Below are 20989 nucleotides of genomic sequence, written 5' to 3'. Positions count from 1 at the left end.
TCCCCAGGGGAGACGGGTCACTTCTTCGGCTGCCAGTCCTCGATGTTCCACCAGGGGCCGCTGGCGAAGCCGTGCTCGTGCGGCTCCAGCTGGGTGTTCAGGTTCTCCCAGCGGTCGGCCAGCACGTAGAGGTGGTCGATGTGGGTGAGGAAGGTGTAGCCGGGGTCCTGCACCAGGGCGCGCTGGAGCTTGTCGTAGGCGGACGTGCGCTCGGCCGGGTCCTGGCTGCGGCGGCCGTCGTCGAGAGCGCGGTCCACGGCCGGGTTGTCGTAGCGGGCCATGTTGTTGAAGCCGTCGCCGGCGAGGGAGGAGTGCAGCAGGGTGTAGAGGCCGAAGTCGGGGTCGCCGGTGCTGCCGAAGCCCGCGAGGACGGCGTCGTCCTTCATGCGGGGCTCGATGACCTCCCAGGTGGCGCTCTCCACCTTCACCTCGATGCCGGCCTTCTTGGCGTCGGAGGCGTAGGCGAGGGCGTGGTCCTGGCGGACCTTGTCGCCGGAGGGGTAGAGCAGGGTGAAGGCCGCCCGCTGTCCGTCCCTGGTGCGGATGCCGCCCTCGCCGGGCTTCCAGCCGGCCTCGTCGAGGATCTTGTCGGCCTTGCCGAGGTCCTGGGTGCGCTCGATGCCCTCGGTGAAGGCCGGGTCGTCGACGGGCAGCGGTCCGTAGGCCGGGCGGCCGGCGCCGTCGAGGACCTTGTCGACCATGGCCTCGCGGTCCACGGCGGCGTCGAGGGCCCGGCGGATCGCGCGGTCGCCGGTGACCTTGTTCGCGGTGGGGAGGGTGACGGCCCGGAAGTCGTAGGACCGGGCCTCGTAGGTGCGCCTGGCGTCGTCGGCCTTGAACGTGGCGGCGAGGTTGGGCGGGAGGACCGCGCCGTCGAGGTCGCCGGAGCGCAGGCGGGTGGCGCGCACGTTGTCGTCGCCGATGACCGCCATGGTGAAGGTCTTCACCTGCGGCTCGCCGCCCCAGTGGCGGGGGTTGGCCTTGAAGGTGAGCTTCTCGCCCTTGCTCCACTTGGCGAGCACGTACGGCCCGGTGCCGACCGGCTTCGTGTTGAAGGAGCCGGTGTTGGGGTCCTGCTCCCCCGCTATGTGCTCGGGGACGATGGGCAGGACGGTGCGGGCGGCGAAGGCGGCGTAGGGGTACTTGAGCGTGAAGACGACCTTGTCGTCGCCGCTCGCCTCGACCTCCTCGACGGCGTCCAGCTCGCTCTTGAAGGTGTTGTTGGTCTTCGGGTCGGTGGCCGTCCGGTACGTGTAGACGACGTCGGCGGCCGTCAGCGGTTCGCCGTCGCTGAACTCGACCCCCTCGCGCAGGGTGTAGGTGTACGTGCGGCCGCCGTCGGTGACCTTCGGCAGTGCGGCCGCCAGCGCGGGCTTCAGCTTCAGGTCGGCGTCGCGGGCGAGAAGCCCGTCGAAGATCTTGGAATTCCCGTCCTTGCCGTAGCCGAGCAGCGGGCTGAGGGTGTCGGGCTCGGAGGCCACGCCGAGTACGACGGATCCCCCGGACTTGCCGTCGCCCGAGCCGCCGCCGCTGGGGGCAGAGCAGGCGGTGACCGCCGCGGCCAGCGCCGCCGTGACGGCGGCCCCTCGTATCCGACGGGTCGACATGTGACCTCACACCCTTGTTGCTCTCGTAAGGCTGTTGCAAAGACATCGCAATTAAACAGGATCGGCGGACGCCCCGGACCCGGGCCGCCCGCCGAACCGTTCACCGCCGTGGTCAGGCCTGGCTCAGGGTGATGTCCTGCCCCTGGACGGCGTGGAAGCTGGGCAGCGGCAGACCGCTGAAGGTGCGCAGCTCCATCAGGGTGGCCTCGACGTGGGCCGCCCCGGCCACGAGCGCGCCGGGCAGGGTCCGGCCCGTGTTCACCCAGCGGTGCTCCGCTCCGTCGCACACGGCCCGGGTGCCGCCGATGCCGTGACGGGTCGTGGAGAGTCCCTGACTGACGGAGGAACTGACGAAGACGGGGCCGCTGGAGCTCGCGCAGCGGTAGGTGCCGGACAGGGTGACGGTGCCGTCGGCGGCGATCCGGCCCACCGCGTCGACCGTCACACTGCCGGTCGGGGCGAGGACCGACGCGGTGGCGGGTGCCGCGCCGGCACCGGTGAGCAGGAGCAGCGCGGCACCGGCGGCCGCGCCGAGAAGAGGACGTACACGCATGTGGGGCCTCCCGAAATGAGTGGAATTGCGGCTCCCACTCGTACCGGCCCTCCGGGCCGGCGCCCGTGACCCTCACCCCTTCGGTGGCGAGTCCGCGCCGGCCGTCGTGGAACCGTCCTGGGAATGTCCTGGGCGTGTCACGCTTCCCGTCGGGCCGTTCCGATGAGTCCGGCGCGGGAGGATGGTCTGTCTGTACGAGTCGCCCGAACCCTTCGGACGGCCCTACCGACGTGGAGGTGCGCCATGTGTGCCCACCAGCCCCTGTGCCCCGCGACCGACTCCCCCGCCGCGCACGTCGTCGCGGCCCGCCCCGAACAGGGCTGGAGCCTGCTGTGCGACGGGACGGTCGTCTTCGACGACACCGGCGAACTGCTGCCGGACGGCCGCGTGGTGCAGCCGCGCCGGATGACCGCCGCGGGCCTGGCCGTCGCGGCCTGACGAGGGCGGCCTGACCGGGGCGGCGCCCCTAGGGCAGGACCGCGAAGCCGTCCAGTTCCACCATCGCCTCCGCGTCCCACAGCCGGACGACCTCGACGACCGCCATGGCCGGATAGTCGCGGCCGGCCAACTTGCGCCAGGTGCGGCCCAGTTCGGGCGCGTGCGTACGGTACGCCTCGACATCCGTGGCGTAGACGGTGACGCGTGCCAGGTCGCAGGGCGTGCCACCGGCCGCCGCGAGGGCGGCCAGCAGGTTGGTGAGGGCCCTGTCGAACTGCTCGGGCAGGGTACGGCCGACCACCTTGCCGTCGGTGTCCAGGGCGGTCTGTCCCGCGAGGAACACCACCCGCGAGCCGGACGCCACGACGGCGTGGGAGAAGCCGGCCGGCGGGGACAGCTCGGGCGGGTTGACGCGCTCGGTGCTCACCGGGCCTCCTGACGGGCGTACAGCTCCTTGGCGATGATGCTGCGCTGCACCTCACTGGCCCCCTCGTAGATGCGCGGGGCGCGCACCTCGCGGTAGAGGTGTTCGAGCAGATGGCCGCGTTGCAGGGCCCGGGCGCCGTGCAGCTGGACGGCAGCGTCGACGACGTACTGCGCGGTCTCGGTGGCGAGCAGTTTCGCCATGGCGGAGCGCCGGGGCACGTCCGGGGAGTCCGCGTCGTACGCCGATGCCGCCGCGTGGACCATCAGGCGGGCCGCCTCCGTGCGCAGGGCCATCTCGGCGACTTGGTGCGAGACGGCCTGCAGGTCCCGCAGCTTGCCCCCGAAGGCGTCCCGCCCGGCGGTGTGGGCGAGGGCCGCGTCGAGGGCGGCCTGGGCCATGCCGACCGCGAAGGCGCCGACGCTGGGGCGGAACAGGTTGAGCGTCCCCATGGCGACCCGGAAGCCGCGGTCGGCCTCGCCGAGCACGTCGTCGGCCGTCACGGGCACGGCGTCGAAGTCGAGGGCGCCGATGGGGTGCGGCGAGAGCATGTCGAGCCCGCGGCCGGTCAGGCCCGGGCGGTCGGCCGGGACGAGGAAGGCGGTGATGCCGCGGGCCCCGGCACCCGGGGCGGTCCGGGCGAAGACGGTGTAGAAGTCGGCCTCGGGGGCGTTGGAGATCCAGCACTTCTCGCCGGTGAGACGCCAGCGGGCGGGGCCGTCGGGGGCGGCGGTGAGCGCCGGGTCGGCCGTGCGTCCCGGCTCCGCCGTGGGCGCCGTGGCGGCGGTGGGCGCCGTGGCGGCGGTGGGCGCCGTGAGGGCGGTGGGCGCCGAGTTCGTCGCCGGCGCCGGGTCGGCGGTGGGCGCCGGGTCGGCGGCGGGCGCCGTGCCGAGGGCGGGCGCCGAGTCCGCCGACAGCGCCAGGCCGGGAGCGGCCTCCGGGTCCGGCGCGAACGCCGTGCCGGCGGTGGGTGCCGCGGCGGCCGAGGCCCGGTCCTCCCGCGTGGCGGCCTCCCGCTCCGCACGCAACTCCAGCGCCGCCGCGTCCGATCCCGCCCCCGGCTCGCTCAGCGCGAAGGCCGCGATCGCGGTGCCGTCGGCCACCCGGGGGAGCCAGCGGGCGCGTTGCTCCCGGGTGCCGTGCGCGTGGACGGGGTGGGCGCCGAGGCCCTGGAGGGCCAGGGCCGTCTCGGCCTCCGTGCAGGCGTAGGCCAGGGACTCACGCATCAGGCACAGGTCGAGCGCCCCCGAGGTGAACAGGCGCCCGAGCAGCCCGAGGCGGCCGAGTTCGGCGACCAGGGCCCGGTTCACATGTCCCGGTTCGCCCTTGTCTGCCAGCGGGCGGAGCCGTTCCGCGGCCAGGGTGCGCAGCTCGGCACACCAGGCGAGTTGTGCCGGTTCGAGCGAGAATGCGGTCATCGCCGGTCCCTTCTCCGCCACCCCGCCTTCCGGCCGGGCCACTCCGAGGCTATCGCGGACCGTTGACTGTCGTCACCAACACGATACGCTCCAGGGGCGAGCCCACCACGCCAAGGGGGCGAACCGTATGAATCCACGGGGCACGGCCCACGTCGACACCTTCGCCCGGGACCATCTGCCACCCCGGGACCAATGGCCCGAGCTCCGCTTCGATCTGCCGGAGCTGCAGTACCCCGAACGGCTCAACTGCGCCGCCGAGCTGCTGCACGGCCCGCCCGACGACCGCCCCGCGTTCCTGACACCCACCGGCGAGCCGTGGACGTACGGCGATCTGCGCGCCCGCGTGGACCGCGTCGCACACCTGCTCACCGGTGACCTCGGCGTCGTACCCGGCAACCGGGTGCTGCTGCGCGGACCCACCACCCCCTGGCTCGCGGCCTGCTGGCTGGCGGTGCTGAAGGCGGGGGCCGTGGCGGTCACGGTGCTCGCCCAGCAGCGCCCGCACGAGCTGAGCACGATGTGCGAGATCGCGCGGGTGCGGCACGCGCTGTGCGACATCCGGGCCGTCGACGACCTCGCCAAGGCCGAGGTCCCCGGCCTGCGGATCGCGACCTACGGCGGTGACGCCCCGGACGACCTCCTCAACCGCCCGGCGCCCGCGGCCCCGTACGAGGCCGTCGCGACGGCGGCCGACGACGTGGCACTGATCGCGTTCACTTCCGGCACCACCGGCCGTCCCAAGGGCTGTATGCACCTGCACCGGGACGTCCTGGCGATCGCCGACACCTTCTCCCGGCACGTCCTGAAGCCCGACGCGGACGACGTGTTCACCGGCAGCCCTCCCCTGGGCTTCACCTTCGGTCTCGGCGGGCTGGTGGTCTTCCCGCTGCGGGCCGGCGCGCGTGCGCTGCTGCTCGAACAGGCGGGCCCCCGGCAGCTGCTGCCCGCCATCGCCCGGCACCGGGTCTCCGTGTTGTTCACCGCCCCGACGGCGTACCGCGCGATGCTCGACGAGCTCGACGGGCACGACGTCTCCTCCCTGCGCCGCTGCGTCTCGGCCGGCGAGAACCTGCCCGCGGCCACCTGGCAGGCCTGGCACGAGCGCACCGGCCTGCGCGTCATCAACGGCATCGGCGCCACCGAGCTGCTGCACATCTTCATCTCCGCGGCCGACGACCGGATCCGGCCCGGGACCACGGGCGTTCCCGTGCCGGGCTGGCACGCGCGCGTGCAGGACACCGACGGCCGGCCCGTGCCCGACGGACAGCCGGGGCTGCTCGCCGTACGCGGGCCGGTCGGCTGCCGCTATCTGGCCGACCCGCGGCAGCGGGACTATGTGCGCGGCGGCTGGAACGTCACCGGCGACACCTACGTCCGCGACCCCGACGGTTACTTCCGCTACGTCGCGCGCGCCGACGACATGATCATCTCTGCCGGGTACAACATCGCCGGTCCCGAGGTGGAGGACGCGCTGCTGCGGCACCCGGACGTGGTGGAGGCGGCGGTCGTGGGACGGCCCGACGAGGCCCGCGGGCAGGTTGTACTGGCCTTCGCCGTCCTCAAGGAGGGCGCGGAGCGGGACGCCGATGCGCTGCGCGCCTTCGTCAAGAGCGAGCTGGCGCCGTACAAGTGCCCGCGCGAGATCGTCTTCCTGGACGCGCTGCCGCGCACGGCGACCGGCAAGCTCCAGCGGTTCAGACTGCGCGCCGACGGGGTACCGGGGGGCGACCAGGAGTGATCCGTACGACCTAAGATGATCAACGTGTCCGACCAGCATGCACCACGGTCTCTCATCGTCACGCTCTACGGCGCGTACGGCCGCTTCGTGCCGGGCCCCGTGCCGGTAGCCGAACTGATCCGGCTGCTGGCCGCGGCCGGTGTGGACGCCCCGTCCGTCCGCTCCTCGGTGTCGCGGCTCAAGAGACGCGGACTGCTCGTGCCGGCCCGCACCGCCCAGGGTGCGGCCGGCTACGAACTGTCCCCGGACGCCCGTCAGTTGCTCGACGACGGCGACCGCCGCATCTACGCCTCCGCCCCGCCCGAGGACGAGGGCTGGGTGCTCGCGGTGTTCTCCGTGCCGGAGTCGGAACGGCAGAAGCGGCACGTGCTGCGCTCCCGGCTGGCCGGGCTCGGTTTCGGCACGGCCGCTCCGGGCGTGTGGATCGCGCCCGCGCGGCTGTACGAGGAGACCCGGCACACGCTCCAGCGGCTGCGGCTCGACGCGTACGTCGACTTCTTCCGCGGCGACCACCTCGGCTTCGCCCCGACCGCCGAGGCCGTCGCCCGGTGGTGGGACCTGGCGACCATCGCCAAGGAGCACGAGGCGTTCCTCGACCGCCACGCGGGCGTGCTGCACGACTGGGAGAAGCGCGAGGACACCCCGGCCGAGGAGGCCTACCGGGACTACCTCCTCGCCCTGGACTCCTGGCGCCACCTCCCCTACACCGACCCGGGCCTGCCGTCCGAGCTGCTTCCCGCGGACTGGCCGGGGGTGCGCTCGGCGGCGGTGTTCCGGGGGCTGCACGAGCGGCTGCGGGACGCGGGGGCGGGGTTCGTGGGGCTCTGACCCCACGGGCGCCGCCCGGTGTGCGGCGTTTGCGTCGGCTGCGGAACGGTCAACGATGTCCGCGAGTGGACGGAGCGCGTACCAGGAGGCGGACCGAGGGATGACCGTCACCACATCACCGGGCACGGCGGGCACCCGAGCGGACCGGCTGCCGTGAGGCGGTGGGGGCGCTCGGCGCGCGACGGGTGGGAGCGGGCCGGTGCGCACACCCTCGTCCGGCAGGGCCGCGACGTGGAGCTGCTGCACCGGGCCATGGGGTTCGCCACGCTCGCGCTGGTCACACTGGCACCGCTGCTGATCGTGGTCGCCGCCGCCGACCCGCTGGGACGGGGCGGCTTCGCGTCGTGGCTGGCCGACGGCATGGGGCTGTCCGGGCGGTCCGCGCGGTTGCTCACCGACATCATCAGCCCACCGCGCAAGGTCATCGGCACCACGAGCGTGCTCGGCGGGGTCGCGCTCGCCGTCTTCGGTGTCGCGTTCGGCGGCAGCGTGCAGAACGGCTACGAGCGGATCTGGGGGCTGCTCTCCGGCCCCTGGCACCGGGTCTGGCGGCAGGCGGTGTGGATGATCGCGATGACCGCGTACCTGTACCAGGAGGTGCAGACCCGGAGCCTCACCTCGGGAGCCGAGCGGATCGCGCTGAGCTCGGCGTCCGGGGTGCTGTTCTTCTGGTGGGGGCAGCACTTCCTGCTGGGCGGTCAGGTCCGCTGGCGCTATCTGCTCCCCGGGGCGGTGGCCACCATGGCGGGGCTGGGCGGCCTGCGCATGTTCTCCTACTTCGTCTTCAGTCCCCTCATCGTCACCAACGCCATCAGCTACGGAGCAGTCGGCGTCGTCCTCGTCGTGGAGTCCTGGCTGATCGGCGTGGGCTACGTCGTCTACGGCGGGGCACTGCTCGGCCGCTGGGTCCAGGAGCACCACGGATTCCGGTACGGCCGGTAGCCCCGGGCCCGCCGCCCCTTCCGTACGAACGCACATGCCACCCTCAGGGAATCCGACCCCGGCTCATGCGAACTCACAGGGGGTCTCCCCCTGGCATCTGCGGCATTATCATCGGCGGATACCCGGCAGAGGGAGCAGACCCGTCATGACCCGTACCGTGCGCCGCATCCGCCGCCCGCTCCAGGGGGCCGCGGTGGGAGCCGTCGCCCTGCTGGCCCTGAGCGCCTGCTCGTCGTCCGGCCCGGACTCCTCGGCGAAGCCGGACTCCTCCGGGTCGGGCAAGCTGTCCGGGGAGGTGACCGTGTTCGCCGCGGCCTCGCTGAAGGAGAGCTTCACGACGCTGGGCAAGCAGTTCGAGAAGGAGCACCCCGGCACGAAGGTCACCTTCAGCTTCGGCGGCAGCGACTCCCTCGCCGCGAGCATCACCGGCGGCGCTCCGGCGGACGTCTTCGCCTCGGCCAGCCCCAGGACGATGAAGATCGTCACGGACGCCGGGGACGCCTCGGGCGCCCCCGTGACCTTCGTCCGCAACGAGCTGGAGATCGCCACCCTGCCCGGCAACCCGGCGAAGATCTCCTCGCTCAAGGACCTCACCGAGGCGGGCCTGAAGGTCGTGCTCTGCGACAAGGAGGTGCCGTGCGGCGCCGCCGCGCAGAAGGCCCTCGACGCGAGCGGGCTGAAGCTCACCCCCGTCTCCTACGAGCAGGACGTCAAGGCCGCGCTCACCAAGGTCGAGCTGAAGGAGGCCGACGCCGCCGTCGTCTACAAGACGGACGTGCGCGCGGCGGGTGACAAGGTGGAGGGCGTGCCGTTCCCCGAGTCCGCCGACGCCGTCAACGACTACCCGATCACCCTGCTCAAGGACGCGCCCAACACCGAGGCCGCCGAGGCGTTCATCGCGCTGGTGCGGTCCGCCGAGGGCCAGGAGGTCCTGAGCGGGGCCGGGTTCCTCAAGCCGTGACACCCCCGACCGACAAGCCCCGCGCGGCGGCCGACACCCTCCGGGGCGGCCCGCGGCGCCGGCGCGTCCGGACGGGCGTCCCGCTGCCCCTGCTGATCCCCGCGCTGACCGGCCTGGCCTTTCTGATCGTGCCGCTGATCGCCCTGCTGGTGCGGACCCCGTGGCACAGCCTGCCCGAGCAGCTGACCAGCGCGGATGTCTGGCAGGCCCTCAGGCTGTCCCTGGTCAGCGCCACGGCGGCCACCGCCGTGTGCCTGGTCCTCGGCGTACCGCTGGCCTGGCTGCTGGCCCGCGTCGACTTCCCCGGCCGCGGCCTCGTGCGCGCCCTCGTCACCCTGCCCCTCGTCCTGCCTCCGGTCGTGGGCGGTGTGGCGCTGCTGATGGCGCTCGGCCGCAACGGCATCGTCGGGCAGTGGCTCGACGCGTGGTTCGGGATCACGCTGCCCTTCACCACCGCCGGGGTCGTGATCGCGGAGGCGTTCGTGGCGATGCCGTTCCTGGTCATCAGCGTCGAGGGCACCCTGCGGGCCGCCGACCGCCGCTACGAGGAGGCGGCCGCCACCCTGGGCGCGTCCCGCTTCACCGCGTTCCGCCGGGTCACGCTGCCGCTGATCGCGCCGGGCATCGCGGCGGGCGCGGTCCTCGCCTGGGCGCGCGCGCTCGGCGAGTTCGGCGCGACGATCACCTTCGCCGGCAACTTCCCCGGCCGCACCCAGACCATGCCCCTGGCCGTCTACCTGGCCCTGCAGAGCGACCCGGAGGCCGCGATCGCCCTCAGCCTGGTGCTGCTGGCGGTGTCGATCGCGGTGCTCGCCGGGTTGCGCGACCGATGGATGAGCGCCGGATGACCCAGACCCACGCCGTCACCGGCACCTTCAGGGACGGACTCGACGCCCATCTCGTCGTGGACCGGGGCGGCTTCCGCCTCGACGTGGCACTGACCGTCGCGCCCGGCGAGGTCGTCGCCCTGCTCGGGCCGAACGGGGCCGGCAAGACCACCGCGCTGCGCGCCCTCGCCGGACTGACCCCGCTCTCCGGCGGCCATCTGCGGCTGGACGGCACCGAGCTGGACCGTACGCCGCCGGAGGCCCGTCCCGTCGGTGTCGTCTTCCAGGACTACCTGCTCTTCCCTCACCTCACGGCCCTCGACAACGTCGCCTTCGGTCCCCGCTGCCAGGGCGCGAGCAAGGCCGAGGCGCGTGCGCAGGCGGCCGAGTGGCTCGACCGCCTCGGCCTCGCGGCGCACAGCGGCGCCAAGCCGCGCCGGCTCTCCGGCGGCCAGGCCCAGCGCGTCGCCCTCGCCCGCGCCCTGGCCACCCGCCCCCGGCTGCTGCTGCTCGACGAGCCGCTGGCGGCGCTGGACGCCCGCACCCGCCTGGAGGTACGCGCCCGGCTCCGGCGGCATCTGGCCGAGTTCGAGGCGGTCGCCGTGCTCGTCACCCACGATCCGCTCGACGCCATGGTGCTGGCCGACCGGCTGGTGGTCGTGGAGCACGGCCGGGTCGTCCAGGAGGGCACCCCGGCCGGCATCGCCCGCCACCCGCGGACGGACTACATCGCGCGGCTGGTCGGCCTGAACCTGTACCGGGGAGAGGCGGACGGCCACACCGTCCGTCTGGCCGACGGGCCGCCCCTCACCACCACGGAGGTCCTGTCCGGCCCGGTCTTCGTGGCGTTCCCGCCGAGCGCGGTCACCCTCCACCGCGACCGGCCCTCCGGCTCCAGCGCCCGCAACCTGTGGCGCTGCGAGGTGGCCGGTCTGGAGACCCACGGCGACCAGATCCGCGCCGACCTCACCGGTGAACTCCCCCTCGCCGCCGACCTCACGACGGTCGCCGCGGCGGAGCTCGGCCTCCACCCGGGCGCGGAGGTCTGGGCGACGGTGAAGGCGGCGCAGACCCACGCCTACCCGGTCTGAGCCGGCCGGCGCCCCCACGGGTCAGGCCGCCGTCCTGACCGGCGAGCCCTCCGGGACGACGGCCTCGCGCACGACGCGGCGGCGCCGGGCCGGCACGAGCAGCGGGTGGGCGACGCCCCAGGCCGCGCCCTTGCAGATGATCTCCTTGTAGAGCGCGGCGAGCCGGCCGGTCAGGGCCGACGACACGGCACGGTCGTCCGCGGTGACGTACTGGATCAGACCGTCCCTGCGGCCCAGTGAGATGCACTGGTTGAAGTAGCGCACGGACACGGTCGGGACCTTGCTTCCGGTCAGCCGGGCCGCGATGGCGTCGGCGGCCTGCCACGCGCCGGGGACGCCCGAGGCGCAGGACATCCGCAGGGGCTTGTCCCCGGGGCCCATGGCCAGGGCCGCGTCGCCGACGGCGTACACGTCCGGGTGCGACACCGAGCGCATGGTCCGGTCGACGACGATCTGGCCGGTGCCGGTGACCTCCAGGCTGGTCGCCCGGGCGATCGGGTGGACGGCGAAGCCGGTGGTCCACACGGTGACCGCGGCCGGGACGGCCGTGCCGTCGGCGGTGGTGACGCGGTCCGCCTCGACGGCGGTGACGGCGGTGTGCTCGTGGACTGTGATGCCCAGCCCGTCGAAGACCTTCCGCAGGTGCCCGGCGCCCTTCTCCGAGAGCCAGTCCCCGAGGCCGCCGCGGGCGGCGAGGGCGACGTCGAGGTCCGGGCGGGCCTCGGCGATCTCGGTCGCCGCCTCGATGCCGGTGAGACCGCCCCCGACCACGACCACGGACTCTCCGGCGGCCAGGCCGGCCAGGCGCTCGCGCAGCCGGAGCGCTCCGGGGCGGCCGGCGATCTCGTGGGCGTGCTCGGCGGTACCGGGGACCCCCTGGTCGTTCCAGCCGCTGCCGAGGGCGTACACGAGGGTGTCGTACGGCAGGACCTCGTCGGCCCGCTCCCCCGCACCTTCCGGGGCGACGGTGACGGTCCTGCGGTCCACGTCGACGGCGGTGACCTTGCCCTGCTTCAGTGCGACGCCGGTGCCCTCGAACATCTCGTCGAAGGGCCGGGGCGCGAGGTCCTGGCCGACGGCGAGCTGGTGCATCCGGACGCGCTCGACGAAGTCGGGCTCGGCGTTGACGAGGGTGATGGCGACGTCGTCGCGGTGCAGTCGCTTGGCGAGGCGCCCGGCGGCGGTGGCTCCGGTGTAGCCGGCTCCGAGGACGACGATGCGGTGCTGCATGGCGTGGCTCCTGTCATGACGGCTGTCTTCAGCGGGTTCGCCTCTTGAACCGGGCGGCCCACCGTTTCCTGACAGGAACCCAATGTGATCCACGTCACATCACGGGAGGTCGGGGTCAGAAGACCGTGAGCAGGGGTTCTCCGTGGTCGCCGGCGGCCCACAGCCGGGTCACGCGTTCGAGCTTGTCGGGGTTGACCTGGTTGCGGAAGGCGGCGATGCCGTCCGCGGCGACCTCCAGGCACATGACGCCGACGACCCGGCCGTCGACGACCACCACGAGGGCGGGGTCGCCGTTGACGGTCCAGGCGTAGACGTCGGCCGAGCCGCCGACCAGGGCGCGCTTGGCCGCGCTGGGCTTGAACAGGCCCCGCATGAACTTGGCGACCGCGAGGGCACCCTCGAACGCCCTGGCGCGGGCCGGGACCTTCCCACCGCCGTCGCCGACCGCGATGGCGTCGCCGGTGAGCAGCTGCACGAGCGGCTCGGTCCGGCCGCTGGCGGCGGCCGCGAGGAACTCGTCGATGATGCGCCGCGCGGCGGCCTCGTCGATCTCGGTACGGGTGCGGGCCCTGCCGTCCGCGACGTGCTTCTTCGCGCGGTGGAAGATCTGCTGGCTGGAGGCCTCGGTGATGTCCAGGATCTCGGCGATCTCGCGGTGCGGGTAGTCGAAGGCCTCCCGCAGGATGTACACGGCCCGCTCGTTCGGGGAGAGCCGCTCCAGCAGGACCAGCACCGCGTACGAGACGGACTCGCGCTGTTCGGCGGTGTCGGCGGGCCCCAGCATCGGGTCCCCGGCGAGCAGCGGCTCGGGCAGCCACTGGCCCACATAGGTCTCACGCCGCGCGCGGGCCGAGGTGAGCTGGTTGAGGCACAGGTTGGTGAGCACCTTCGTCAGCCATGCCTCTGGAACGTCGATGCGGCCGGTGTCGGCGCCCTGCCAGCGCAGGAACGTCTCCTGCACGGCGTCCTCGGCCTCGCTCGCCGAACCGAGCAGCCGGTAGGCGACGGCCTCCAGGCGCGGTCGGAAGGCTTCGAACCGGTCCACGTCGTCCATGGTCATGACCATGCCCCGGATCCTAACCTCCGTGGGCGTCACCGCTTCCGAGACTCAGCCGCGGTTTCGGGGCGTCCGTGCGGCCCGTCTGGGGGCGGCGGCTGCCCGCGCGGTACGGGGCCGGCCAGGTCGCGCCCGGGCCCGTGTAGCCCTGCTCGGCCGCCGCATGCAGGGTCCAGTGGGGGTCGTAGAGGTGCGGGCGGGCGAGGGCGCACAGATCGGTGCGGCCCGCGAGGATCAGGGAGTTGACGTCGTCCCAGGAGGAGATCGCACCGACGGCGATCACCGGGATGCCGGTGGTGTGGCGGATCCGGTCCGCGAACGGCGTCTGGTACGACCGTCCGAACTCCGGCTGCTCGTCCGCCACGACCTGGCCCGTCGACACGTCGATCGCGTCGGCGCCGTGCGCGGCGAAGGCCCGGGCGATCTCGACGGCGTCCTCGGCACTCGTCCCGCCCTCGGCCCAGTCGGTCGCGGAGATGCGGACGGTCATGGGCCGCTCCCCCGGCCACACGTTCCGTACGGCGTCGAAGACCTCCAGCGGGAAGCGCAGCCGTTTCTCCAGAGAGCCGCCGTAGGCGTCGGTGCGCCGGTTGGTCAGCGGGGAGAGGAACCCGGACAGCAGGTAGCCGTGCGCGCAGTGCAGTTCGAGCAGGTCGAAGCCGGCCCGGGCCGCACGCACCGCGGATGCCGCGAACTGCTCCCGGATGTCGGTGAGCTGGGCCCGCGACAGCTCGCGGGGTGTCTGGCTGAACTCCTTGTACGGGAGCGCCGAGGGGGCCACGAGCGGCCAGTTGCCCTCCTCCAGCGGCTCGTCCATGCCCTCCCACATCCGTCTCGTGGAGCCCTTGCGGCCGCTGTGGCCGAGCTGCACGCCGATCGCGGTGCCGGGGGCCCGGTCGTGCACGAAGTTCGTGATCCGTTTCCAGGCCTCGGCCTGCCGGCCGGTGTAGAGGCCGGCGCAGCCGGGCGTGATCCGGCCCTCCTCGCTGACGCACACCATCTCGGTCATCACCAGCCCGGCCCCGCCCAGCGCCCGCGCGCCCAGATGGACGAGGTGGAAGTCGCCGGGGACGCCGTCGACGGCCGAGTACATGTCCATGGGGGAGACGACGACCCGGTTGCGCAGGGTCAGGCCGCGCAGCCGGAACGGGGTGAACATCGGGGGCGTGCCGGGCGGGCAGCCGAACTCGCGCTCCACCGTCTCCGTGAAGCGGGCGTCGCGCAGCCGCAGGTTGTCGTGGGTGACGCGGCGGCTGCGGGTGAGCAGGTTGAAGGCGAACTGGCGGGGCGGCTGGCCCAGGTAGAGGGCGATGTTCTCGAACCACTCCAGGCTGGCCCGGGCCGCGCGCTGAGTGGAGGCGACGACGGGTCGCCGCTCCGCCTCGTAGGCGGCCAGGGCCTCGGGCAGGGTGTCCCGCTCCTCCAGACAGGCGGCCAGGGCGAGCGCGTCCTCGACGGCGAGCTTGGTGCCGGAGCCGATCGAGAAGTGGGCGGTGTGGGCGGCGTCCCCGAGCAGGACGACGTTGCCGTGCGACCAGCGGTCGTTGACGACCGTGCGGAACGTCGTCCACGTGGAGTTGTTCGACTTCAGGGGGCGGCCGCGGAGCGCTTCCGCGAAGATCTTGGCGCAGCGCTCGATCGACTCGGCTTCGTCGAGCTCGTCGAAACCGGCCGCGCGCCAGACCTCGTCGCGCATCTCGACGATCACCGTCGAGGCGTCGGGGGCGTAGGGGTAGCCGTGGAGCTGCATCACGCCGTGCTCGGTTTCGGCGATCTCGAAGCGGAAGGAGTCGAAGGGGAAGTCGGCGGCGAGCCAGATGTAACGGCAGCGGTGGATCGTCACCCGGGGGCGGAAGACGTCCGCGTGCCTCGCGCGGGTGGTGCTGTGGATGCCGTCCGCGGCGATGACCAGGTCGTGGGTGCGGGGCAGGTCTTCCGGGGCCTCGGCGCGGAAGCGGAGGTCGACACCGAGGTCGCGGCAGCGGGTGTGGAGGATCTCCAGGAGACGTCGGCGGCCGAGGGCCGCGAATCCGTGGCCCGAGGAGGTGTGGTGGGTGTCGCGGTGGACGATGTCGATGTCGTCCCAGCGGGTGAAGTGCCGCTGGAGTGCCTCGTAGACCTCCGGGTCGGCGTGCTCTATGCCGCCGAGGGTTTCGTCGGAGAGGACCACGCCGAAGCCGAAGGTGTCGTCGGGCGCGTTGCGTTCCCAGACGGTGATCTGCCGTGCGGGGTCGAGGCGTTTGAGAAGGGCGGCGGCGTAGAGGCCGCCGGGGCCGCCGCCGATGATCGCGACGCGTAGGGGGTGGTTCGGCCCGGTAGACGGCTGCGGGTCGTGGGCGGCTTGTCGCGCAGTTCCCCGCGCCCCTTTGGGGACATCCACTATCGTCCGCTCCATTTCGGGGGGCGCTTCTCCGTGAACGCGGCGTGGAACTCGGCGTAGTCCTCTCCCGTCATCAGGAGGGCCTGGGTCGAGGCGTCCAGTTCGATCGAGGCCGCCAGGGGCATGTCCAGTTCGGACGTGAGCAGCGCCTTGGTCTGGGCGTATGCCAGGGCCGGACCCTCTGCCAGGCGGTGGGCCAGTCGTTGCGCGGCCTCGTCGGCGGCGCCCTCCTCCGTCAGCTCGCTGATCAGGCCGATGCGCTCCGCCTCCAGGGCCCGGACCGGGTCGCCCAGCATCAGCAGGCGGGTCGCGTGGCCCAGTCCGACGACCCGGGGCAGCAGGTAGGCCGCGCCCATGTCGCCGCCGGAAAGGCCGACGCGGGTGAAGAGGAAGGCGAAGCGGGCGGTGGGGTCGGCGACGCGGAAGTCCGCGGCGAGGGCCAGGACCGCTCCGGCGCCCGCCGCCACGCCGTGCAGCGACGCGACGACGGGGAACGGGCACTCCCGGATCGCCCGGACCACCTGGCCGGTCATCCGGTTGAAGTCCAGGAGCTGGGCGGTGTCCATGCCGAGGGTCGCGCCGATGATCTCGTCGACGTCACCGCCGGAACAGAAGCCGCGGCCCTCGCCGGCCAGCACCAGGGCCCGTACGGACCGCTCCCGGGACAGCTCGGCGAGCAGGTCGCGCAGGTCGGCGTAGGCGCCGAAGGTGAGCGCGTTGAGCTTCTCGGGGCGGGCCAGGGTGACGGTCGCGACGCCGTCGGCGACGTCGACGCGCAGATGCTCCCAGCCGGGGGTGCGGGCGGCGGAGCCGGTGAAGGGACTCATCACGTGCGGCCTCCTCGGGCGGGCACTGCCTCACTGAGCTCTACCCTCCGAAGCTATCACTCATCCGTGACTGTCGTCATGAGTGCGCGATAGACCGTCCGGGTAGGACTTCGGTGTGGGCCCGGCATGCCCCGGGCCGGTCACATCCGTCACAGATCGTCCACATCGGCGTAACGGCGGGATCAGCTGTGCGCGGCGCCGCGTTCACCTGGGTAAGCCGTCGGCAGGGAGGCAAGGGCGCCTCCCGACGGTGCCCCTCGGACGTCCCCGGAGAGCGGCGCCGTACCATTCATCAGGTTGAAAGCAGGATGTCCTGCTCCATGAACGGACCCGCCGTGTACGAACTCCCCTCAGCCCCCGCCTCCTGGCGCATCGCGCTGCCGCACACCGCAGCGGCGGTGCCCGTGGCCCGCGCCCTGGTCCGTACGGCGCTGGCCGAGCTGGAACACGGCGCGGACTGTGACACCGCGGAGCTGCTCACGGCGGAGCTGGTGGCCAACGCGGTGGAGCACACCACGGGCGAGTCGCCGATACAGCTGGTCGTGGAGCTGCTGCCGTCGGGCTGCCAGGTCGAGGTCCACGACGGTGACCCGGCCCCGCCCGGCGACCTCACCCGTCCGGCCGGCGGGCCGCCCGACCCCTGGCAGGAGCACGGGCGCGGGCTGCTGCTGATCCGCGCCCTGAGCTCCTCCTGCGGGCACCGGCCGACCGAGTCCGGCAAGGCCGTCTGGTTCAGACTGCCTCTCGTACCGGCTCAGCGGCGTCCGTCGGTGTGACCGCGGCCAGCCGGGAGCTCCGGCGCCCGTAGAGCAGGTACAGGGCGATCCCGACCGCGAGGAACCCGGCGAACTGGATCCAGGTCGTCGCGCCCGTCTCGTACATCAGGTACAGGCAGAAGCCGACGCCCAGCAGCGGGGTGACGGGGTAGAGCGGCACGCGGAAGGTGCGGGCGAGGCCCGGCTCGCGGCGGCGCAGGGCGATGACCGTGATGTTGACGACGGCCATGGTGGCGAGGGTGCCGATGGTGCACAGGTTGACCACCGCGTCCAGCGGGGCGAAGGCCGCGGGGAGCGCGAAGACGACCGCCACGATCAGCGTGCCGGCGACGGGCGTGGAGGTCTTCGGCGAGACCTTCTCGAAGACCCGCGGGATCAGCCCGTCGCGGGACATGGACATCAGGATCCGGGTCTGGCCGTACATCACGGCGAGGACCACCGAGGCGATGGCGACGACCGCGCCGAAGGCGATCACCCCGCCGCCGACGGTGGAGCCGGTGACCTGGTTGACGACGTAGGAGAGTGCCGCCGGGCGGCCGCCGACCGCGTCACCGCCGATGGCGCCGATCGCGGCGAGCGCGACGGCGCAGTAGAGCAGCGTGACCAGGCCGATGCAGACGAGGATCGCCACGGGGATGTCCCGGCGGGGGTTCTTGGCCTCCTCACCGGCGGTGGTGATCGCGTCGAAGCCGATGTACGAGAAGAAGGCGGCGGTCGTGCCCGCCCCGATGCCGGCCAGGCCCGTCGGCGAGAACGGCGTGAGGTTGCCGTCCTCGAACGCGGTGAAGCCGATCGCGATGAAGGCCACCAGGACGGCGAGCTTCAGCACGGCCATCGCCGCCGTGGCCCGGGCGCTCTCGCGCACCCCGCGGACCAGCAGGACGGCGGCCATGGCGATGACGATCACGGCCGGGAGGTTCACCACGCCGCCCTCGCCCGGACCGGCCGACAGGGCCGTGGGCAGGTGCAGTCCGACGAGGCTGTCCAGGAGCTCGTTGACGTACTGGCTCCAGCCGACGGCCACCGCGGACACCGAGACGCCGTACTCCAGCAGCAGGCACCAGCCGACGAGGAAGGCCGTGCCCTCGCCGAGACCGGCGTAGGCGAAGGAGTACGAGGAGCCGGAGACCGGGATCGCGCCGCCCAGCTCGGCGAAGGCGAACGCGGTGAAGACGCAGGTGGCCGCGGCGAGCAGGAAGGAGACGACGACGCCCGGGCCGGCCTGGGCGACCGAATCGGACAGTCCGACGAAGATGCCGGTGCCGACGATGGCACCGACGCCGAAGCAGACGAGCTGGAAGAGGCCCATCGTGCGCCGGAGGCCGTGGCCTTCGCGGTCGGCGCCGGACTCGGCCACCAGGAGATGGGACGACTTGAAGCGGGGCATGCGGGTGGTGCTCGTTTCTGGTGGTGCGGGATGCGACGGGTTCGTCGCGCGGTGGCCGCGGAGAAGGGGTGGTTCCGGGCCGCCGGTCAGCATAAGGCCTGTTCAGGCCAGGGTTGCCACCAAGACCGCCTTGATCGTGTGCATCCGGTTCTCCGCCTCGTCGAAGACGACCGAGTGCGCCGACTCGAAGACCTCGTCGGAGACCTCCAGGTACTCCAGGTCGTGGGCCGCGTGGATCTCCTGGCCCACCTTGGTGCCGAGGTCGTGGAAGGCGGGCAGGCAGTGCAGGAACTTCACGTCCGGGTTGCCGGTGGCGCGCAGGACGTCCATGGTCACGGCGTACGGGGCGAGGGCGGCGATGCGCTCGGCCCAGACCTCCTTCGGCTCGCCCATGGAGACCCAGACGTCCGTGGCGACGAAGTCGGCGCCGCGCACGCCGTCGTCCACCGTCTCGGTGAGCGTGATGCGGGCGCCGCTGCCGACGGCGAGGGCACGGGCCCGGTCGACGACCTCCTCGGCAGGCCAGTACTCCTTCGGCGCGACGAGACGGACGTCCATGCCGAGCAGGGCACCGGTGACCAGGTAGGAGTTGCCCATGTTGAAGCGGGCGTCGCCCAGGTAGGCGAAGGCGACCTCGGTCAGCGGCTTGGCGCAGTGCTCGGTCATGGTCAGCACGTCGGCGAGCATCTGGGTGGGGTGCCAGTCGTCGGTGAGCCCGTTGTAGACGGGGACACCGGCGTGCGCCGCCAGCTCCTCCACCTTCTGCTGGCTGTCGCCCCGGTACTCGATCGCGTCGTACATCCGGCCCAGCACCCGCGCGGTGTCCTTGACCGACTCCTTGTGCCCGATCTGCGAGCCGGAGGGGTCGAGGTACGTGGTCGAGGCGCCCTGGTCGGCGGCCGCGACCTCGAAGGCGCAGCGGGTGCGGGTGGAGGTCTTCTCGAAGATCAGCGCGATGTTCCGGCCCCGCAGGTGCTGGGTCTCGGCCCCGGCCTTCTTGGCGGCCTTCAGCTCGGCGGCCAGCTCGACCAGACCGCGGAACTCGTCCTCGGTGAGGTCCAGCTCCTTGAGGAGGTGGCGGCCGGCGAGGGCGGTCGGGACAGTCGCCATGAGGGCGCTCCAAGAATACGGGGACACAGACTTTTGGAATACTATACGAAAGCCAGCATGCCTATACAGATGCTGCGGGGAACTCGAAGCCCGGGGAACCCCAGAGGCCCTACCGCACCGGATCCCGTTCGACCGGGCAGCTCATACACCGCGGCCCGCCCCTCCCCCGGCCCAGCTCGCTGCCCGGGATCTCTATCACCTCGATGCCCTGCTTGCGCAGATGGGTGTTGGTGGTGGAGTTCCGCTCGTAGGCGACCACGACCCCGGGTTCGACGGCGAGGACGTTGCACCCGTCGTCCCACTGCTCGCGCTCGGCCGCGTGCACGTCCTGGGTGGCGGTCAGCACACGGATCTCGTTCAGGCCGAGGGCGGCCGCGATCGCGCGGTGCATGTGCTCCGGCGGATGGTCGGTGACCTTCAGCTCCTTCTCGCCGACGCCCGGTTCGATGGTGTACGAGCGGAGCATGCCGAGGCCCGCGTACTGGGTGAAGGTGTCGCCGTCGACCATCGTCATCACGGTGTCGAGGTGCATGAAGGCACGCCGCTTGGGCATGTCGAGGGCCACGATCGTCTCGGCGGACCCGGCGGCGAACAGCTTGTGCGCGAGCATCTCCACGGCCTGCGGAGTGGTGCGTTCGCTCATGCCGATGAGCACCGCCCCGTTGCCGATGACCAGCACGTCCCCGCCCTCGATGGTGGAGGGGTAGTCGGTCTGCCCCTCCGACCACTCGTGGAACGTCTCGTCGCGGAACAGCGGGTGGTGCCGGTAGATCGCCTCGAAGTGCACGGTCTCGCGCTGCCGGGCGGGCCAGCGCATGGCGTTGATGGACACGCCGTCGTAGATCCAGGCGGAGGTGTCGCGGGTGAAGAGGTGGTTGGGCAGCGGGCCCAGCAGGAAATCGTCCAGCTCCATGACGTGGAAGCGCACCGAGGTCGGCTCCGGGTGCACGTCGAGGAACTCGCGTTTCGTCATGCCGCCGATCAGGACCTCGGCCAGCTCCCGCGCGGGCAGGTTCTCGAAGGCGGCTCTGAGCGGGTCGGTGGCCAGCGGGCCGTACTCCTTCTCGTCGAAGACCCGCTCCAGGACGAGGGATCTGGCCGCCGGGACCTCAAGGGTCTCGGCCAGCAGGTCGCCGAAGAGGTGGACGGCGACGCCCCGGTCGCGCAGCACATCGGCGAACCCGTCGTGCTCGGCGCGGGCCCTGCGCACCCACAGCACGTCGTCGAAGAGCAGCGAGGTCTTGTTGCTGGGGGTGAGCCTTTTGAGCTCGAGATCGGGCCGGTGCAGGATGACGCGGCGCAGCCGCCCGGCCTCGGAGTGGACGTGGTATGCCATGCCTCCATCCTGACCATCGAAGGGCGTATTGACGCGCTCCTCGACCGTTTCCGTGACCG

General features: G+C 72.6%; 19 protein-coding genes. 8 read left to right on the top strand and 11 right to left on the bottom strand.

The features are described from left to right. Positions 1–17: 17 nt before the first annotated feature. Positions 18–1607, bottom strand: a complete 1590-nt coding sequence (locus tag A4E84_RS30630; RefSeq protein ID WP_062929638.1) for an ABC transporter substrate-binding protein — start codon at positions 1605–1607, stop codon at positions 18–20. 112 nt (positions 1608–1719) lie between these two features. Beyond that, complete coding sequence (locus A4E84_RS30625; RefSeq protein ID WP_062929637.1) at positions 1720–2160, bottom strand: DUF6299 family protein; 441 nt, start codon at positions 2158–2160, stop codon at positions 1720–1722. Positions 2161–2403: 243 nt separating this feature from the next. Here A4E84_RS30625 and A4E84_RS30620 point away from each other — a divergent pair, with 243 nt between their 5' ends. Beyond that, a complete protein-coding gene (locus tag A4E84_RS30620) occupies positions 2404–2598 on the top strand; it encodes a DUF5999 family protein (RefSeq protein WP_062929636.1) in 195 nt (64 codons plus the stop codon). A 28-nt stretch (positions 2599–2626) separates the two neighbouring features. Here A4E84_RS30620 and A4E84_RS30615 read toward each other — a convergent pair whose 3' ends face one another. Beyond that, positions 2627–3025, bottom strand: coding sequence for a RidA family protein (locus A4E84_RS30615; protein WP_062929635.1), 399 nt, complete (start codon positions 3023–3025; stop codon positions 2627–2629). After that, positions 3022–4440 carry an acyl-CoA dehydrogenase family protein gene (locus A4E84_RS41395; protein WP_062931666.1) on the bottom strand — a complete coding sequence of 473 codons (1419 nt, stop codon included), beginning with the start codon at positions 4438–4440 and terminating at the stop codon, positions 3022–3024. The genes A4E84_RS30615 and A4E84_RS41395 overlap by 4 nt, the downstream gene beginning before the upstream one ends. A gap of 127 nt (positions 4441–4567) precedes the next feature. Here A4E84_RS41395 and A4E84_RS30605 point away from each other — a divergent pair, with 127 nt between their 5' ends. The 6 genes from A4E84_RS30605 to A4E84_RS30580 all read left to right on the top strand — a co-directional run bounded on the left by A4E84_RS30605 (position 4568) and on the right by A4E84_RS30580 (position 10827). Beyond that, complete coding sequence (locus A4E84_RS30605) at positions 4568–6178, top strand: AMP-binding protein (protein WP_062929634.1); 1611 nt, start codon at positions 4568–4570, stop codon at positions 6176–6178. A gap of 15 nt (positions 6179–6193) precedes the next feature. Beyond that, positions 6194–7006: a PaaX family transcriptional regulator gene (locus tag A4E84_RS30600; protein ID WP_062929633.1), complete on the top strand. Its 813-nt coding sequence runs from the start codon at positions 6194–6196 to the stop codon at positions 7004–7006. A 153-nt stretch (positions 7007–7159) separates the two neighbouring features. Beyond that, complete coding sequence (locus tag A4E84_RS30595; protein ID WP_062929632.1) at positions 7160–7948, top strand: ribonuclease BN; 789 nt, start codon at positions 7160–7162, stop codon at positions 7946–7948. Between the two features lie 145 nt (positions 7949–8093). Beyond that, positions 8094–8909 carry a molybdate ABC transporter substrate-binding protein gene (gene modA, locus A4E84_RS30590; RefSeq protein WP_062929631.1) on the top strand — a complete coding sequence of 272 codons (816 nt, stop codon included), beginning with the start codon at positions 8094–8096 and terminating at the stop codon, positions 8907–8909. Further along, positions 8906–9757 (top strand): ABC transporter permease, encoded by an 852-nt coding sequence (locus A4E84_RS30585; RefSeq protein ID WP_062929630.1) that lies wholly within the window; start codon positions 8906–8908, stop codon positions 9755–9757. Before modA ends, A4E84_RS30585 begins: the two co-directional genes overlap by 4 nt. Continuing rightward, a complete protein-coding gene (locus tag A4E84_RS30580) occupies positions 9754–10827 on the top strand; it encodes an ABC transporter ATP-binding protein (RefSeq protein WP_062929629.1) in 1074 nt (357 codons plus the stop codon). The genes A4E84_RS30585 and A4E84_RS30580 overlap by 4 nt, the downstream gene beginning before the upstream one ends. 21 nt (positions 10828–10848) lie before the next feature. Here A4E84_RS30580 and A4E84_RS30575 read toward each other — a convergent pair whose 3' ends face one another. The 4 genes from A4E84_RS30575 to A4E84_RS30560 all read right to left on the bottom strand — a co-directional run bounded on the left by A4E84_RS30575 (position 10849) and on the right by A4E84_RS30560 (position 16321). Then, the gene (locus A4E84_RS30575; protein WP_062929628.1) at positions 10849–12057 is read right to left on the bottom strand and encodes an NAD(P)/FAD-dependent oxidoreductase; all 1209 of its coding nucleotides are present in this window, start codon (positions 12055–12057) and stop codon (positions 10849–10851) included. Between the two features lie 115 nt (positions 12058–12172). Then, positions 12173–13123, bottom strand: coding sequence for an RNA polymerase sigma factor SigJ (gene sigJ, locus A4E84_RS30570; RefSeq protein WP_062929627.1), 951 nt, complete (start codon positions 13121–13123; stop codon positions 12173–12175). Positions 13124–13133: 10 nt separating this feature from the next. Beyond that, positions 13134–15509 carry a bifunctional salicylyl-CoA 5-hydroxylase/oxidoreductase gene (locus tag A4E84_RS30565; protein ID WP_062929626.1) on the bottom strand — a complete coding sequence of 792 codons (2376 nt, stop codon included), beginning with the start codon at positions 15507–15509 and terminating at the stop codon, positions 13134–13136. Next, positions 15494–16321 (bottom strand): enoyl-CoA hydratase family protein, encoded by an 828-nt coding sequence (locus tag A4E84_RS30560; RefSeq protein WP_062929625.1) that lies wholly within the window; start codon positions 16319–16321, stop codon positions 15494–15496. The genes A4E84_RS30565 and A4E84_RS30560 overlap by 16 nt, the downstream gene beginning before the upstream one ends. Positions 16322–16629: 308 nt before the next feature. Between A4E84_RS30560 and A4E84_RS30555 the strand changes: the two genes are divergently transcribed. Further along, positions 16630–17097 (top strand): ATP-binding protein, encoded by a 468-nt coding sequence (locus tag A4E84_RS30555; RefSeq protein ID WP_062929624.1) that lies wholly within the window; start codon positions 16630–16632, stop codon positions 17095–17097. On the opposite strand, the gene A4E84_RS30550 is transcribed toward A4E84_RS30555, so the two are convergent. The 3 genes from A4E84_RS30550 to A4E84_RS30540 form a co-directional block, all read right to left on the bottom strand. Next, complete coding sequence (locus A4E84_RS30550) at positions 17054–18484, bottom strand: amino acid permease (protein ID WP_062929623.1); 1431 nt, start codon at positions 18482–18484, stop codon at positions 17054–17056. The genes A4E84_RS30555 and A4E84_RS30550 overlap by 44 nt on opposite strands. Positions 18485–18586: 102 nt before the next feature. Continuing rightward, positions 18587–19594 carry an ornithine carbamoyltransferase gene (argF, locus tag A4E84_RS30545; RefSeq protein WP_062929622.1) on the bottom strand — a complete coding sequence of 336 codons (1008 nt, stop codon included), beginning with the start codon at positions 19592–19594 and terminating at the stop codon, positions 18587–18589. A 109-nt stretch (positions 19595–19703) separates the two neighbouring features. Further along, positions 19704–20930 (bottom strand): arginine deiminase, encoded by a 1227-nt coding sequence (locus A4E84_RS30540; protein ID WP_062929621.1) that lies wholly within the window; start codon positions 20928–20930, stop codon positions 19704–19706. Positions 20931–20989 lie beyond the last annotated feature (59 nt).

The organism is Streptomyces qaidamensis (genome assembly GCF_001611795.1).
In the GTDB taxonomy this organism is placed as follows: Bacteria; Actinomycetota; Actinomycetes; order Streptomycetales; family Streptomycetaceae; genus Streptomyces; species Streptomyces qaidamensis.
Note: the sequence above shows the minus strand (reverse complement) of the source record. Positions and strands in the feature narration are given on the sequence as shown.